This is a genomic window from Devosia sp., assembly GCF_039927955.1.
GTDB lineage: Bacteria > Pseudomonadota > Alphaproteobacteria > Rhizobiales > Devosiaceae > Devosia.
In genome coordinates this window covers 28,281-43,767 of sequence record NZ_JBDSUA010000078.1, presented here as the reverse complement: position 1 = coordinate 43,767, position 15,487 = coordinate 28,281, and the positions used below count along the sequence as shown (strand labels likewise).

Below are 15,487 nucleotides of genomic sequence, written 5' to 3'. Positions count from 1 at the left end.
CTGATTACTGCACCAGCATCGGCTGGGCGGCGCCCTGCATGACCCGGAAGCGGGACGCGGTACGGGTGAGCAGCATGGCAACGGTGAAGGCAGAAATGCCGGTCATGACCAAAACGAAGGTGCCGTTTGCGGCCAGCGCCGGATTGACGATGCCGGCAACGATTTTGATGTAACGGGTGGCAAATACGGTCAGCACCACGCCCAGCGAGGTCCATTCGCCCGGCAGCAGCAGGCGACCGGGGCCAACGGGAACAGCGGCAAAGCGGCGTTCAAGCTGCAGGCCGGCGGCAATGCCCAGCAGGGCGCCCATTGCCAGACCGGCGACCACGGCCATGGTCAGGCCGCCACTGAAGATATTGTAGGCCGAGAGCAGCACCAGCGCCGCAGGCAGCAGCAACAGGCTGGTCAGCCCGACTTCGCGCGGCATGGTGCTCTTGAGGCCGCGCCAGATCAGCAGGGCAAGAATGATCCAGACCCAGAACGGGGTATGGGCGAGAATGGTGGTGATGGACATGATGGCATTGGTCATTTCGGGCTCCGATCTGGTGCCTGCCAGACGTGGCGGGCTTGTCGAAAACCGGTGTGCCGCTATGCTCGCCCCCATTCAAATGCGCCTACGCAAAACCAAGGCCTGCTACGTGAACGGAAGCCCGCTGCAACTGGCGCTGCGTGAAATGCAGCGCAACCTGACCTCGCCACGGGTGCTGACCGGCATGGCCGCGGCAATCGTGGTGCTGACCATTTCCGGGCCGTTCAACACGCTCGACCAATTCGATACGCCGCACCGGCTGATCTACTGGCTGGTAATCGTGGCGTTGACCTATGTGCTGAGCCAGGGGGTGGCGACGGTGGCACTGGCGTCGCTCGACGGGCGGCTGAATGCCATGGCGCCGCGTATCGCCATTGCGACCGCGGTCAGTTCGGTACCGTCGTGGCTGGTGGTCTGGGGCACGACCTTTGTGGCCAGTGGCGGCCATGCCAATGTCGATCCGCTGCGGCTGTGGTTTTATTGCCTCGCCATCGCGCTGGCGATCGTTGCGGTACTGGTGGTGATGGCGCGGACCCAGAAGCTGGCCGAACCGGCGACCGTGCCGGTGCCGCCGCCGATCCTGGAGCGGCTGCCGCATCCGCAGCGCGGCAAGCTGAGCCATATTTCGGTCAGCGATCATTATATCGATGTGGTCACTGACAAGGGCACCACCCTGGTGCTGATGCGGCTCAGCGATGCCATCCGCGAGACGGCGCCGATTAAGGGCGTGCAGATCCACCGCTCGCATTGGGTGGCGCTCGATGCGGTCAGCAAGGTGTTGCGGGTCGATGGCAAGCCGGTGGTGGAAATGCGCAATGGCGCGCGGCTGCCAGTGAGCCGGGGGTTCATGGCCGAGGCGAAGGCGGCGGGACTGGTGGTTTAGAACTGGGTTGGCGGCATGCACCGGCCCGGCACCTCCCCCGTGACGGGGGAGGTTGGGAGGGGTGTTCGGAGCCCGGTACACCTCAGTGAAATTGGGGCTCTCATCCCCCACCCTTGATCCCTCCCCGCAAGGGGGAGGGTGACGACTGTTGGTTTTGTGCTTAAGCCGGGTCCAGCCGCAGCGCATCCAGCCGGTTGTCGAGAATGACCCCGATCTGGGCGCATTCGATGGCGATTTCGTCGACGAAATCGGCCAGCATTTCGCGCTCCAGGACGGCCAGCGAGCGCACCACCATGGCAGTATCGCGATGCAGCGGCTCGAAATCCACCGGCGCGATTTCCACCAGCCGACCGGCCTTGACGTCTTCGCCGATGGCCGAGGCGACAAAGAACCCCAGGCCCGCGCCTTTCACCGCCAGCCGGCGCGCCGGGCCGGTGGGCAGTTCGACGCTGGTCTTGGCCATGCGCACCAGCGAGGCGGCGGTTTCAGGCTCGGCCTGCCACCAGCGCAACGAGATGACGCGCGGCACCAGCGCCAGCACATCCTCGATGCTGGGCTGGCTGGAGAGCCTCGCGGCGATTTCGGGGGCGACGACCAGCGGCACGCGTTCGCGCATGATCATCAGCGGCACCAGATCGACCACCAGCGGATCAAGGTTGGGCCAGCACAGAATCCCCAGCTCCGCCTCGCGCTCATGCAGCATGGCGGCGATCTGGCCCTGCCGGCCCTCATTCACCACCACATCGACGCTGGGATATTTCTCCTGGAAGCGCAGCAGCGATTCGGTCACCAGCGGCGCGACGAGGCTGCGCAGCGAGGCGATGGAAATGCGGCCGCGCTCGACCCGGCGCAGCGCCTCGCGGCCCTCCTGCGCCGTGCCCAGGATACGACGGGCATAGGGCAAGAAGGTCATGCCCTGATCGGTCAGGGTGACGGTGCGGCCGCGCAGGAACAGCGTCACGCCCAGCAGTTGCTCGAGCGCCCGGATGCGCATCGAGGCCGTCGCCTGGGTGATGTTGAGATACGCCGCCGCTCGGGTAAAGCTCTGGTCGCGAACGATGCGGTCAAACGTGCGGAGTTGGTCGAGGTCCATCGATAAATTTTTCGGATGCAAGCTATCAAAATGTCTGCTTGCATCAGTTTAGCATTGGTTTGGCTGATGGTGAAGGTGTGTCGCACTGCTGCATTGCGTCCTATGACGTGTCGCGTTATAGTTCGTCATGATCCGCAGCTTTGCCGATGGCGAAACCGAATTGATCTGGTCGGGCCGCCGCAGCCGGAAGCTGCCGCCCGACATTCAGGCGGTCGCCTTGCGTAAATTGCGCCTGCTCAATCAGGCGCGGGTGCTGCAGGATCTTCGCGTGCCGCCCGGAAACCGGCTGGAGCTGCTCCGCGGTAACGATGCGGGACAGCACAGTATTCGTATCAACGAGCAATGGCGCATCTGCTTTGTCTGGCAGGAAGGAGGCCCCGGCGATGTCGAGATTATCGACTACCACGACTGACTTGTTACCCAACCCGCATCCGGGAGAAATTCTGCTTGAGGAATTTTTGCGACCTTTGGCGCTCAGCCAGAACGCTTTGGCGCGCGCCATGTCTGTCCCCCCGCGTCGCATCAACGAAATCGTGCTCGGAAAGCGCGCAATTACCGCCGACACAGACCTCCGGCTAGCGCGTTATTTCAGCATGTCCGAAGGATTCTTTCTCGGGCTGCAATCCGATTACGATCTGATGCAGCGCCGTCGTGAAATTGGCGACGATCTGGCCTTAATCACACCTCGCGCTGCTTAGCGCGGCGTATTGCGCAAGCGCGAAGCCTCGGCCAGTTCGCGCTTTTTTTCCTTGGCCGCAGCGGCCAGTTTGGCCGCGTCGTCGCCCAGATGCGCCACGCCGCGCTGGGCAGCCAGCAGCATCTGCTTGTGCCGTTCGGCGGCTGCGGCGTGCTTGCCCGTATCATCGACGCACCAGGGGCAGGCAACGCCATCATGGTAGCGCGGATCAGCGCGATCCTGGGCGGTGAGCGGATGGCGGCAGGCGCGGCAGAGCGTGGCGTCGCCCTCGACCAGCCCATGGCCGACCGAAACCCGCTCATCGAACACGAAGCATTCGCCCTGCCAGCGGCTTTGCGCCTGCGGTACGGTTTCGAGATATTTCAGAATCCCGCCCTTGAGGTGGAACACTTCCTCAAAGCCCTGGCTGATCAGGTAGGACGAGGCCTTTTCGCAGCGGATGCCGCCGGTGCAGAACATCGCCACCTTCTTGTCGCGCGCCGGATCGAGGTGGGTGGCGACATAGCCCTTGAACTCGGTGAAGCTTTTGGTTGCCGGATCGAGCGCGCGCTGGAAGGTCCCCAGGCCCACTTCGTAATCGTTGCGGGTATCGACCAGTACGATGTCGTTGCGCTCGATCAGCGCGTTCCAGTCCTCGGGCTCGACATAGGTGCCGACCGCGACCGCCGGATTGGCCTCGGGCGCGCGCAGGGCGACGATCTCCTGCTTCAGCCGCACCTTCATGCGCAGGAACGGCATGGTGCTGGCGGTGGAGAACTTGATCTCGGCGCCGTCAAGGCGTCCAGCCCAGAGCGGATCGTTGAGCAGGTGATCGGTGAGCGCATCGATCTCGGTTGCGGCGCCGGCGGCTGTGCCGTTGATCCCTTCGGGCGCCAGGATCAGCGTGCCCTTGATGCCACGCGCACAGCAGAATTTGGCCAGCACCGGCTGGATCACAGCGGCGTCGGGCAATCGGGCAAATTTGTAGATCGCCATCACCTTGAAGGGCGGGACGGTTTCCGGCAGATTGGCGGTCATGTTCTGGGCTGCTGCGTTCATCGCGCCGCTTCTATCATTGCCCATGGGGCGCTGCAAAGCGCTGCCAAACCATGAGCCAAGCAAGATTTCGGGAGACAGACCATGACCTATCGGGCCGATCCGGCGCGCTATGACACCATGCAATACCGCCATTCCGGCAAATCCGGCCTGCAATTGCCGGTGGTCAGCCTGGGCCTTTGGCAGAATTTCGGTGGGACGCGCGACTATCCCAGCGCCATGGAGATCCTCGGTCATGCCTTCGATGCCGGGGTAACCCATTTCGATCTCGCCAACAATTACGGCCCGCCGGCCGGGTCATCCGAAGAACTGTTCGGTCAGGTGCTGGCGCGTGATTTCAAGCCCTATCGCGACGAGCTGATCGTTTCGAGCAAGGCCGGCTACAATATGTGGCCCGGACCCTATGGCGAATTCGGCAGCCGCAAATATCTGCTGGCCAGCCTTGACCAGAGCCTGAAACGCCTCGGCCTCGACTATGTCGATATTTTCTATTCGCACCGCTACGATCCCAACACGCCGCTGGAAGAAACCATGGGCGCGCTGGCCCAGGCTGTCCGCTCGGGCAAGGCGCTCTATGTTGGAGTGTCCAGCTATCCAGAGCACGAAACGCGCGCGGCGCATCGGATCTTGCAGGAAATGGGCGTCGCCACGACCATCCATCAGCCGAGCTATTCTATCCTCAATCGCTGGATCGAAGCGGACAGGACCATCGATGCCTGTGGCGAACTGGGCATCGGCATCATCGCCTTTTCGCCACTGGCGCAGGGCGTGCTGTCGGGCAAGTACAATTTGGGCGGCGCGACGGGGACGCGCGGCGACAATACCAACACCACGCTGCGCGCCAGCCATATCGAACCGCGCGTGCTGGCGGCGGTCGATGCGCTGGGTGCCATCGCCAGATCGCGCGGGCAGTCCATGGTGCAACTGGCGCTGAGCTGGGCGCTGCGGCGGCCGGAAATGACTTCGGCGCTGATCGGCGTGCGCAACCTGGATCAGCTCAAGGACAATCTGGGCGTGCTCAACAATCTGACGCTGCGCGACGATGAGATTGCGGCGATCGATGCGGCAACCAAAGGCGGGCTGATGGACCTGCATCCGCTACCGAGCGGGTGGTTGCGCTAGCGGCTTGCGGCCCAGTGAAGCACCCTCGGGCAGAACCCGAGGGCGATGGGCGAGGCGGCGATCAGTCGTTGAAGGTAAACGTACCCAAAGCGCAGACGTTGTTGTTTTTCGAGATGACCTTGTCGCCATCTTCGAACACCGCCAGGAAATCGAATTTGCAGTAGCCCGAGCCGTCGTCGATATTGATCTGCACGCTGTTGCCGGCCGGCAGCATCTTGTCGCCGAAGATGTCTTCCTGCCAGTCATTGGTGCCTTTGTTGGACGCGTAGAACTCGACGATGTCATAGGACGAGTTGTTGACGATCGTGACGCGGCGGTCGAGCGCCTGCGCCGAAGTTGCAATCATAGTCATTCCGGCCAGAGCAAAGGCTGCGGTCACCACAAAGCGTTTCAATTCAGAAATCCCCCAAGCCGGCGATTTTGCCAGCGGCAGGAACAAACGCGAGCGCCGAAGCAATTTCAACAGAAATGTGCGTCGCATCACTGTATTGTTCAAATGTGATCGATTGGCTCAGTCCGGAAACACCATCGAGCGATGGCACATCACGCCGGCCATGGCCCCGCCATAGAGCGCGTTGGTAACGCTGTGCATTGCACTGGCGCCGTCACCGGCGGCAAACACGTTTTTGACATTGGTCTGGAACAATTCGTTGACCTTGATGTAGCGGCCGACCGGGCTTTCGGCGGTTTCGATGCCCAGCGTTTCGTGCAGGCGCGATGAGGGTGCATGGCGTGGATGGGCGAACAGCGCATCGAGCGGCACCGATGAGCCATCCTCCAGCACCACCGACTGGATCATGCCACTGTTGTGCGCCAGCGCGGTGACCTTCGGCTCCACGATCTTGATGCCTCTGGCGGCGAGCGCCTGCCGGTCTTCGTCAGCAATCACGGCGCCATTGGCAAACAGCGTCATGTCGCGGCTCCAGTCCTGGATCAGCAGCGCGACGTGGACCGACATCGGATTGGTGTGGAGCACGCCCAGCCTGGTATTGGCGACTTCATAGCCATCGCAATAGGGGCAGGGCACCACGCTCTTGCCCCAGCTTTCGGCAAAGCCCGGCAGGTCGGGCATCGCATCGGTGAGGCCATAGGCCAGGATCAGTCTTTTGGCCTGTCGCTCGACGCCCGCCTCATCAATGACCGCAAAGCCGCTATCGATGTGGCGCGCCGAGATGGCCTTGGCGTCGACAATGCTGGCGGTGGGATAGGCCAGAAAATCGCGCTCGCCGGCCTTGCGGATATCCCAGGGACTGGCGCCATCGAAGCCGAGCACGCCATGGGCCGCCTTGACGAAGCGGTTGCGCGGCAATTTGGTGTCGAGCACCGTAACAGTGCGGCCGGTGCGCACCAGTTGCAGACCAGCCGTCAGGCCGGCAAAGCTGCCGCCCACGATCAACACGTCATCCATGATTTAAGCTCCGTGGTGGTGATGGCTCGCATTGCGGGCCAGATCGGCCAGCGACATGCGCTCGAGCCGGGCGGCCAACAGCGCTTCCGCGTCGGCCAGGAAATCGGTCATCATCGTGTCGACGCTGCGCACGATGCCGCAGGTGATGTCGCCAGGATCGCTCTCGGTGCGCAGCAACAGGCTTTCGCCCAGCGCCGCATAGACGGCGCGCAGCGAAATCTCGGCCGCGGGTTTCAGCAGGCGCCAGCCGCCGTCATGCCCCTTGGCGGAACTGACCAGCCCCGCCTCGCGCAATTCGCCCATGACGCGGCGCACCACGACCGGATTGGTCATCATGCACTCGCCCAGTTCGGTGGACGTCATGGCGCCATCGGGCCGATTGACCAGATGCACCAGCCCATGCAGGGCAACGGAGAGGCGGCTGCTGCGTTTCATGTAATCTTTAATGTTACATTTGAAATGATCCGTCAAGCCCGCATCGCAGTTCCGCCGCAGTCCTGCTTCAGCTAGGATGAACGCAGGACGATCCTGGGAGGGACCGATGAAGTCGTTGATGCTTGCCGCCGCCGCCCTGTTCGCCGTTGCCGCGCCAGCCTTGGCGCTCGACGCCGATGCGGACGCCATCCTGACCCATTTCAAGCCGGGCAAGACAGTGCCGATCGCCGATATCGCCACCTTCATGCGCGGCAGTGCCAAATGGTGCTACGCCGAACAGGACGGCACCTGCGGCTGGACCGACGTCTATCTCAACGTGACCGATACCTCGGCCCAGTATGAGGGCGGTGCCGCCTGGGACGAAAACACCGATATCGGCATGACCCACGAGACCGAGTTGCGGGACGGTCGCTATATCTGCGAAATCCCCGAGACCCCGGCATCGACCACCTGGGCAGTATCGCGCGCCGATGGCAGCGTGATCCAGGGCCGCGACCTGGCCACGCTCAAGCAGAGCATTGCCGATGCCTATACCGGCGATACTTCCTATGATTGCTTTGACTATGCCTTCCTGCGCGTCAGTCCCGACCGCGAAAACATCGTGGTCAGGCAGCGCCAATATATCGATGGCGTCACCGACAAGGCCAATGATGTGGAAGTGACCATCCACTACGATCCCGCTGTCGCCAAGGCACTGAAACTGCGCTTCTAGGCGTTTTGCCACAGCGTTTCCCGGGCGGGGTTATTGACCGCAACGGCGCGTCCCGTCATGGTCGCGCCGATTTCCCGGGGAGCGCTTTGCCTGTGCATCCAATCGTAAAAGCCCTGCGCATGGTGGCGCTGGTGGCCGGGCTGAGCTTGGGCTGCATGGCCTCAGAGCTCAGCAGCAGCCTGCTGATCGTGACCGCCGCAATCGGTCTGGTCACGCTGCGCCGGAGCCATCTGGTGCTGTTGCGGCGCCCGGCACTGTGGATGCCGCTGGCGGCTGGCGCCATCTTGGCCGTCACCTACGCTATCGGCGCCCGCTCGCTACCGGAAATGGCCAGCATCTACGTCTTTGCGCCTCTGCTTTTGGGCTGGCCGCTGCTGGCGCTGCTGCGCGGCGATGACGAGACCCTCGACCCGGCGCTGCCGGCGACACTCACCATGGCAGGCACGATCGGGGCGCTGACGATTGCGGTCAACGACCATTTCACCAATTCCAATGAGCGGGCATTTTATTCCGTCGGCAATGCCATCCATTTCGCCGATATCGCCGTGGCCGCCGGGTTCATGTCCTTGATCGGCCTGTTCTCCAAAATTGGCTACGCGCGCGGGCTGTTTCTGTTGGCGCCGGTTCTGGCCAGCGTCTCTGTGCTGCTGTCCGGGTCGCGCGGCCCGCTGGTCGCCGTGGTCGCGTTGGCGGGGGTAGCACTGCTGTTCGCCATGATCTGGGGTGGTCTGCCGAAATGGGTCTCGGCGATCATTGCCGTGCTGGGCCTCGGCGTGCTGGCGCTGGCTATCTATGTCGGGCTCACTGAACAGACCGGCGCGCTCAAGGTTTTTGCCGACCTGATTCAGACCGTGCGGTCCGGCTCACCCGGCGACGAATCCTCGGCGCTGCGGCTCACCATGTATGGTTCGGCCTGGCAAGCGTTCAAGGAAGCACCGATCTTTGGCTACGGCCTGACCAATCTGATTGCCGCTGCAGCAAGCTTTGCGCCGCAGGGCGTCGCGTTTCCCAATGTCGGGCATCTGCACAATGACATCGCCGATTTCGCTGTCAGCGGCGGCGTGTTTGGCCTCATCGGCTATGCGCTGTTCCTGCTGGCGCCACTGGTCGATGCGCTGACTGCGCCGCCCGGACCCCATCGGCCGGCGGCGATCTTTGGCGCCCTGATGCTGGTGGTGGGCTTCCTGATCATGGGGCTGACCAATGCCACGTTCGGCATCCTGATGCTGACCGTGTTCTTTGCCGTTGCGGGCGTGGTGATCAGCCATCTGGCGCGGCCGGAGTTGCGCTGACCGGCCCCTGTGCTAGAAACCGCCAGCACCCTGGCCCAGCGAGCACAGAACTTGTCCCAAGACCTGCATATCGCCCTAACCTTTGACGACAATTTCTGGGCCCCCGCCTATGCCACCATGCGCTCGGTGTGCCTGTTCACCCATCGCCACGGCGATCTGGTGTTTCACCTGCTGCATCGCACGCTGAGCGATGAACACGTCGCCGATCTGCGCCAGATCGAGACCGAGTTCGGCGCCCGGCTGGTGTTTTACGATCTGGACCAGTCACCGCTGTTTTCCGATATCGCAGCGCGCATGCCGGTCAACAAAAGGCTGACCAATATCGTTTATGCCCGGCTGGTGATCGACCGGCTGCTGCCCGCCGATGTCGCAAGGGTGCTGTATCTGGATTGCGACATGATGGTGCGCGCCCCGATCGAGGAGCTCTACGATCTCGATCTGCAGGGCTTTCCGATTGCGGCGGTGCGCGACGTAGCCGGCGCGATCATTGTCGGCGGGCGTGACCTGCGGGCCAATCGCGATATCTTCGACATCGCCGATCCCTATTTCAACGCCGGAATGCTGCTGATCGACGTGGCCGGCTGGCGTGCCGCCGATATCATCGGGAAGATGGAAGGCTATCTTAAAAGCGGCGTCATGGCCCGGATCTATTACGATCAGGATCTGCTCAACCTGGTGTTCAAGAACAACTGGCTGCGCCTGCCGTTCCGCTGGAACCTGATGGACGCGCGCGCCGTGCATGAGGCGCTCGATCCGGCGCTGCTGCACTATACCGGCGGCTCGAGGCCCTGGCATCTGGTCTCCAATACCGCGTTCCGGCGCACCTATCGCCATGTGATGACCAATGAGCTGTTTTACCGGTTCATGCGGCATCGCTGGAAGCAGTTCTGGCGCAAGCAGGGACGTAAACTGAGCGGGCGCAACTAGGCATGGGCGCCATCCATATTGCGCTGACCTTTGACGATAATTTCTGGGCGCCCGCCTACGCGACCATGCGCTCGGTTTGCCTGTTCACGCGACGACGCAAGGAACTGGTGTTTCACCTGCTGCACCGGACGCTGACGGCGGAGCATGTCGCCGATCTCAAACAGATCGAAACCGAATTTGGCGCCCGGCTGGTGTTTTATGATCTGGACCAGAACCCCAGTTTTACCGAGATCGCGGCGCGTATGCCCGCCAATAGCCGCTGGCCGGCCATCGTTTATGGCCGGTTGCTGATCGACCAGCTGCTGCCGGCCGACGTGGCGCGGGTGTTGTATCTCGATTGCGATATCATGCTGCAGGACGACGTGGCGCAAATCCACGATATCGACCTGCAGGGACACCCGATTGCAGCGGTGCGCGATACGCTTGGGGCGTTCATTGCCGGCGGCAAGGACCTGCGGGCCAAGGCCGATACCTTCGACATCGCCGATCCGTATTTCAACTCCGGCGTCATCGTCATCGACGTTGAGGCCTGGCGGCAGGCGCGGATTCTGACGCAGATGGATGCGCTGTTGGCGCAAGGCATCATGGCGCGGCTGTATTACGATCAGGACCTGCTCAACCTGGTATTCCGCAACACCTGGCTCCCTCTGCCAGCGCGCTGGAACACCATCGAAGCGCGCCGCGCCCACGAACCGACCGATCCGGCGATCTTGCACTATACCAGCAAGCAGAAGCCCTGGTTCCTGTTCGGCAATGTCGCCCAGAAACGGCTCTACCGGCACGTGATGACCAATAAGGTGTTTTACGATTTCATGCGCCATCGTTGGCGGCGGACGCTGCTGAAACGGCTGGGGTTGCTGTAGCGCAGCAGACCGCTCAGGTTTGTACTAAGTCGTTCAAAAAACGCGGGGTGACAACCGCGTTCTGGGCGGCTCCAGTGACAAGTGGGCGTTAGCTATTGCGGATCAATCCCGTGCTTCGCACACAAATCCGCCAGCGCGCTCCCCGCTTCCGGCACGCCCATCCCGGCGCGGCCGCGATTGGTCAGCTGGCTGCGCCAGATATGGACCGCCAATGTCCGCTCGGTAATGGCCGACAGATCGCTGCCGGCCTGCATCAGTGCCGGAATGCCTTCATAGGGCACTGGGTAAAACACATCCACCGGCTGCACCTGATCCCACAGCCCGCGCCTGGCCACATAATGGGTCAAAGCGAACGGGCCGGTGGCGCCATACTGCATGTATTCGGGCGCTACCTTTTGGCCGAGCAGGCGTTTGCCGGCCACTTCGAGCCGCCGGCACAGCGGCAGGTGCGGTTCGAACAGCGGGCGTTTGGCCTCGGTGAACACTGAAATCAGATCCGCGAGCAGCGGCGCATCCGATGGGATCAACAGCACGGCGCCATTGATCGAGCCCTGGCGTTCGAAGCCGACGAAAAACTCCGGCGGATCGACGAACGGCTTGACGCAGTAGACGTCGGCATCGGCCCAGATGCCTTTTTCACGCTGCAACAGGCTCATGCGGAAATAGTCCGAGAACACCCCTGCCGTGCCGCGCCCCTTGTAAAACACCAGCTTGTCCTGCGGCAGGATGGTCGCAGCGTCGCGCCACTCGGCCCCGGGCGGCAGGCCGCTGATCGGCTCATAGCTGTAGAGGTGAAAGGCGTGGCCCTGCTTGACGAAGCTGTCGATGCACAGCCGCTCCAGCCAGCTCAGCGGCCCGTGCCAGAACGAGGCGATGACCGGCAGGCCGTTATGGGTTGCGGTCATCGATCGAAGGTGTCCTTGAGCACTTTTTCCAGCAGTTGGTCACGCTGATGCAGTTTGGGATCGAAGGCGGGCGATTGGGTGCGGTCCCAGTACCAGCTGTGGGAGATGCCGATGAAATGGTAGCAATAAAAATCGACGCTGGAGCCGGACAGGTTCAGCCAGCCCTTGACCTGATGCGTCCATGGCTGGGCGCGCCACGAGGCGAGCCACGACCGGCCGGGCGCCAGCGACCACTTCTTGCCGCGATCCTTGGACTTGCGACCTGCCTTGCGGATGAAGAAATCGCGGTGGCGTGGCGGGTCATCGCCGTCGCGCATGTTTTCCACCCATAGCCGGTTAAAGCGGATGGTGCCGAACAGCGCGCGCTCGGTGGCCTTGAAGATGGATTTGCGCTGCGGCGACACCACGAACTCATCGATATCGGCATTGACGATGGAGCGCGCCTTGGCAGCGTATTTGCGCAGGAACTGCGGAAACAGCGGCGGCTGCGCAAACATCGGCCAGTTGCCGCCAAAGTCGTGGCCGGTGAACACGTCCTCCATGACGCCGAACTTGTAGAGCCATGGAATGACCAGCGCGTGCTTCAGGCCCGGCACCGCCAGCGCCGCTTGCAGCTCGGCCATGGTGTAGTCGGTTGAGCCATTGTCGTAGATCACCGCAGCGGTGGCGCCGTGTTCCTTGACGTAAAAGCGGGCCCAGTCGCTGATCCAGGCGAGATCGTTGTTCTTGTTGATGGTAAACACCACCCGATCACCCTTGAGCGCCTCGCTGCGGTTGGGCTGGATGGAAATCTCAAAGGTCTTCTCGCCCAGGCGGATCGACAAGCGATCATCGCTGCGCGGTAGGGTGGCGCGGACGATTTCGGCCTGGATGCCGTGGTGCAGTTTGACCCTTGCTTTGGTGCCCGAGGGCAGGCCGGTGATCTGCATCTGCTCCAGCAGCGGCGCCAGATTGAGCGCCATCGGACCGATCAGATAGACATGGCGGCCGCTGACGTCGCGGAACACGTCATAAAACACCGCCAGCGGCTCGAAATTGTCCCAGAATTTCTGCTCGCGAGGCAGTTCGGGCCCGAGCGGAATGCGGCGCACCGCACCGCCTACCGGCAGGTAAAGCGGGCTCGACGCCGTTATCGCATCAAGCCCCGATACCATGGTCATGCGCGCAGCGTGCCGCCGGTGGCCTTGGTGACGGCGGCGATCAGCGCAGCCGAAACCCTGTCGATGTCCTCATCGGTCAGGGTCTTGTCCTGCGGTTGCATTGTGACCTCGATGGCGACGGATTTCTTGCCTTCGCCAACGTGAACCCCTTCGAACACGTCGAACACGTTCACTTCGGTGATCAGCGCCTTGTCCGAGCCGCGCGCCGCCTTGAGGATCGTCGCGGCGGTGACGGCGCGGTCGACCACGAAGGCGTAATCGCGGCTCAGCGATTGCAGGCCGGAAAGGTTGAGCGCCGGCTTGGTCTTGGTCGGCTTCTTGCGCGGTTCGGGCAGCGCATCGAGATCGATCTCGAACGCTGCCACCGGGCCTTCGACATCGAGCGCAATGGCCCAGGCCGGATGCAGTTCGCCGAACCAGCCGATGATGACTTTGGGGCCAAGCTGGATACGCCCGCCACGGCCCGGATGGCTCCAGGAAGCGGGTTCGGCGACCAATTGCACCTTGTCGATATCGACGCCCAGGGCGTCGAGCACCGCGCCCAGATCCGCCTTGGCATCGAACACGCCGACCTTGTCGGCCTTGCCGCTCCAATGCCGGCCGGAGCCGTTCAGGCCCGCAGTGCCGGTGCGAATGCCCGATGCGTAGGTGTGCTGGCCTTCGGGCGCCGACGACAGGAAAATCTGCCCAACTTCGAACAACGCCAGATCGCTGACGCCGCGATTGGCGTTGCGCTTGGCAGCCGCCAACAGGCCCGGCAACAGCGACGGGCGCATGTCGGTCATGTCCGAGGCAATGGCATTGGCCAGTTGCAGATCGTCCGAACCACCGCCGAATTTTTCGGCCAGCTCGTGCGAAATAAAGCTCCAGGTCACTGCCTCGTCCAGCCCGCGCGAGGCCAGCGCCCGGCGGGCGATGCGGCGGCGGTTCTGGATCGTGGTCAGCATCCGCGGCGCCACATGATTGAGACGCGGCAACGGCTCGACCGGCACGTTGTCGACGCCCACCATGCGCATCACTTCTTCGGTGAGGTCCGCCTTCTGGGTCACGTCCGGGCGCCAGCTTGGCACCTTGACGCTGACCACCTCGCCACGGCCCTCGATGATAAAACCGAGGCTGGTCAGGATGGCGTTGATCACCATTGGTTCGACGGTGAGGCCAGTGAGGCGTTTGACCTCCGACAGCGGGAATTCGATCACCGTATTGGGGAACACGTCCTCGCCCGAAATCACCGGCTCGGCGGGTTCACCGCCGGTCAGTTCGATCATCAGCCGTGTGGCCAGTTCCAGCCCCGGTTCGGTCAGCGCTGGATCGACATTGCGTTCCAGCCGATAGCGCGCGTCCGAGACGATGCCGGTCTTGCGCCCGGTGCGGGCAATCAGTTCGGGGTCCCAGCTGGCGCATTCCATGAACACGTTGACGGTGCCATCGGTGCAGCCCGAGCGGATGCCACCCATGATGCCGCCGAGGCAGAGCGGGCCCTGATCGTCGGCAATCACCGTCATGGTTTCGTTGAGCGTGTAGGTCTTGTTGTCGAGCGCATCGAAGCTCTCGCCACGGGCAGTGCGCAGCACCGGCTGGCCGACGATCTTGTCGGCATCATAGGCATGCAGCGGCCGTCCCCAGCCCAGCGACACCAGATTGGTGATATCGACCACGGTATTGATCGGCCGCAGGCCCACAGCGCGCAGGCGCTGTTGCAGCCAGGCGGGCGACGGCCCGTTTTTCACATTGCGGAACAGGCGGCCGGCGAACTTGCGGATCGCCTTGGGCTCGTCGGCGGAAAACTGCTGCGGCAGCGCGGCAATCGAGCTTTTGCCCTTGGAGGCAATTGGCGACATATCGGTGGTCTTCAGAATCCCGAGGCCGAATGCCGCCAGATCGCGTGCCACGCCGTAAACCCCGGTGGCATCGCCGCGATTGGGGGTGATCGAGATATCGAAGGTCACGCCGTTGATCTTGGCAAAATCGACATAGCGCTGGCCAACGGTGGCATCGGCAGGCAGCTCGATAATGCCGTCATGGTCGTTGGACAATTCCAGTTCGGCCGCCGAACACAGCATGCCATTGCTGTCGGCGCCGCGGATATTGCCCTTGCCGATGGTCATGTCCTTGCCCGGAATATAGGTGCCGGGGAAGGCAAACACCGTCTTGAGGCCAGTGCGGGCATTGGGCGCGCCGCAGACCACGTCGATCAACTCGCCGGTGCCGGCATCGACCTTGCAGACGCGCAGCTTGTCGGCATTGGGGTGCTTTTCAGCACTGACCACATGGGCCACCACGAACGCCTTGAGCGCCTCGCCCTCATTGATAACGGCTTCGACCTCCAGCCCGACCATGGTCAGGGTTTTGGAAATCTCATCCACCGAGGCATCGGTATCGAGGTGCTCTTTGAGCCAGTCGAGGGTGAACTTCATTGGGTTGTG

General features: G+C 62.8%; 17 protein-coding genes. 8 read left to right on the top strand and 9 right to left on the bottom strand.

The window, feature by feature from the left end:
- Positions 1 to 4 precede the first annotated feature (4 nt).
- On the bottom strand, positions 5 to 529 hold the full coding sequence (locus ABIT12_RS18120; protein ID WP_348041454.1) for a DUF6622 family protein: 525 nt from the start codon (positions 527 to 529) through the stop codon (positions 5 to 7).
- Here ABIT12_RS18120 and ABIT12_RS18115 point away from each other — a divergent pair.
- Positions 513 to 1,412 (top strand): LytTR family DNA-binding domain-containing protein, encoded by a 900-nt coding sequence (locus tag ABIT12_RS18115; RefSeq protein ID WP_348041452.1) that lies wholly within the window; start codon positions 513 to 515, stop codon positions 1,410 to 1,412. The genes ABIT12_RS18120 and ABIT12_RS18115 overlap by 17 nt on opposite strands.
- Before the next feature lie 160 nt (positions 1,413 to 1,572).
- On the opposite strand, the gene ABIT12_RS18110 is transcribed toward ABIT12_RS18115, so the two are convergent.
- Positions 1,573 to 2,505: a LysR family transcriptional regulator gene (locus ABIT12_RS18110; RefSeq protein ID WP_348041450.1), complete on the bottom strand. Its 933-nt coding sequence runs from the start codon at positions 2,503 to 2,505 to the stop codon at positions 1,573 to 1,575.
- A 127-nt stretch (positions 2,506 to 2,632) separates the two neighbouring features.
- Between ABIT12_RS18110 and ABIT12_RS18105 the strand changes: the two genes are divergently transcribed.
- Together ABIT12_RS18105 and ABIT12_RS18100 are read left to right on the top strand one after the other, a co-directional pair.
- Complete coding sequence (locus ABIT12_RS18105) at positions 2,633 to 2,917, top strand: type II toxin-antitoxin system RelE/ParE family toxin (RefSeq protein ID WP_348041448.1); 285 nt, start codon at positions 2,633 to 2,635, stop codon at positions 2,915 to 2,917.
- On the top strand, positions 2,889 to 3,203 hold the full coding sequence (locus ABIT12_RS18100) for a HigA family addiction module antitoxin (RefSeq protein WP_348041446.1): 315 nt from the start codon (positions 2,889 to 2,891) through the stop codon (positions 3,201 to 3,203). The genes ABIT12_RS18105 and ABIT12_RS18100 overlap by 29 nt, the downstream gene beginning before the upstream one ends.
- Here the strand turns inward: ABIT12_RS18100 and ABIT12_RS18095 are convergent.
- A complete protein-coding gene (locus tag ABIT12_RS18095) occupies positions 3,200 to 4,219 on the bottom strand; it encodes a rhodanese-related sulfurtransferase (RefSeq protein ID WP_348041535.1) in 1,020 nt (339 codons plus the stop codon). The two genes, ABIT12_RS18100 and ABIT12_RS18095, sit on opposite strands and share 4 nt — an antisense overlap.
- 102 nt (positions 4,220 to 4,321) lie before the next feature.
- Here ABIT12_RS18095 and ABIT12_RS18090 point away from each other — a divergent pair, with 102 nt between their 5' ends.
- Positions 4,322 to 5,359, top strand: a complete 1,038-nt coding sequence (locus ABIT12_RS18090; RefSeq protein ID WP_348041444.1) for an aldo/keto reductase — start codon at positions 4,322 to 4,324, stop codon at positions 5,357 to 5,359.
- Positions 5,360 to 5,420: 61 nt separating this feature from the next.
- Here the strand turns inward: ABIT12_RS18090 and ABIT12_RS18085 are convergent, their stop codons facing one another.
- The 3 genes from ABIT12_RS18085 to ABIT12_RS18075 form a co-directional block, all read right to left on the bottom strand.
- Positions 5,421 to 5,798 (bottom strand): hypothetical protein, encoded by a 378-nt coding sequence (locus ABIT12_RS18085; protein WP_348041442.1) that lies wholly within the window; start codon positions 5,796 to 5,798, stop codon positions 5,421 to 5,423.
- 72 nt (positions 5,799 to 5,870) lie between these two features.
- The gene (locus ABIT12_RS18080) at positions 5,871 to 6,767 is read right to left on the bottom strand and encodes an NAD(P)/FAD-dependent oxidoreductase (RefSeq protein WP_348041440.1); all 897 of its coding nucleotides are present in this window, start codon (positions 6,765 to 6,767) and stop codon (positions 5,871 to 5,873) included.
- 3 nt (positions 6,768 to 6,770) lie between these two features.
- Positions 6,771 to 7,202 (bottom strand): Rrf2 family transcriptional regulator, encoded by a 432-nt coding sequence (locus ABIT12_RS18075; protein WP_348041438.1) that lies wholly within the window; start codon positions 7,200 to 7,202, stop codon positions 6,771 to 6,773.
- A gap of 106 nt (positions 7,203 to 7,308) precedes the next feature.
- Here ABIT12_RS18075 and ABIT12_RS18070 point away from each other — a divergent pair, with 106 nt between their 5' ends.
- The 4 genes from ABIT12_RS18070 to ABIT12_RS18055 all read left to right on the top strand — a co-directional run bounded on the left by ABIT12_RS18070 (position 7,309) and on the right by ABIT12_RS18055 (position 10,996).
- Positions 7,309 to 7,914 (top strand): hypothetical protein, encoded by a 606-nt coding sequence (locus ABIT12_RS18070; protein ID WP_348041436.1) that lies wholly within the window; start codon positions 7,309 to 7,311, stop codon positions 7,912 to 7,914.
- A 92-nt stretch (positions 7,915 to 8,006) separates the two neighbouring features.
- Positions 8,007 to 9,206: an O-antigen ligase family protein gene (locus ABIT12_RS18065; protein ID WP_348041434.1), complete on the top strand. Its 1,200-nt coding sequence runs from the start codon at positions 8,007 to 8,009 to the stop codon at positions 9,204 to 9,206.
- A 51-nt stretch (positions 9,207 to 9,257) separates the two neighbouring features.
- Positions 9,258 to 10,133 carry a glycosyltransferase family 8 protein gene (locus tag ABIT12_RS18060; protein ID WP_348041432.1) on the top strand — a complete coding sequence of 292 codons (876 nt, stop codon included), beginning with the start codon at positions 9,258 to 9,260 and terminating at the stop codon, positions 10,131 to 10,133.
- Positions 10,134 to 10,135: 2 nt separating this feature from the next.
- On the top strand, positions 10,136 to 10,996 hold the full coding sequence (locus ABIT12_RS18055) for a glycosyltransferase family 8 protein (RefSeq protein ID WP_348041430.1): 861 nt from the start codon (positions 10,136 to 10,138) through the stop codon (positions 10,994 to 10,996).
- A gap of 92 nt (positions 10,997 to 11,088) precedes the next feature.
- Here the strand turns inward: ABIT12_RS18055 and ABIT12_RS18050 are convergent, their stop codons facing one another.
- Genes ABIT12_RS18050 through pheT form a run of 3 tightly spaced genes read right to left on the bottom strand, consistent with a single transcriptional unit; the run spans position 11,089 to position 15,478 of the window.
- Positions 11,089 to 11,901, bottom strand: coding sequence for a hypothetical protein (locus ABIT12_RS18050; RefSeq protein ID WP_348041428.1), 813 nt, complete (start codon positions 11,899 to 11,901; stop codon positions 11,089 to 11,091).
- Positions 11,898 to 13,061 carry a hypothetical protein gene (locus ABIT12_RS18045; protein WP_348041426.1) on the bottom strand — a complete coding sequence of 388 codons (1,164 nt, stop codon included), beginning with the start codon at positions 13,059 to 13,061 and terminating at the stop codon, positions 11,898 to 11,900. Before ABIT12_RS18045 ends, ABIT12_RS18050 begins: the two co-directional genes overlap by 4 nt.
- Positions 13,058 to 15,478 (bottom strand): phenylalanine--tRNA ligase subunit beta, encoded by a 2,421-nt coding sequence (gene pheT, locus ABIT12_RS18040; protein WP_348041424.1) that lies wholly within the window; start codon positions 15,476 to 15,478, stop codon positions 13,058 to 13,060. Before pheT ends, ABIT12_RS18045 begins: the two co-directional genes overlap by 4 nt.
- Positions 15,479 to 15,487 lie beyond the last annotated feature (9 nt).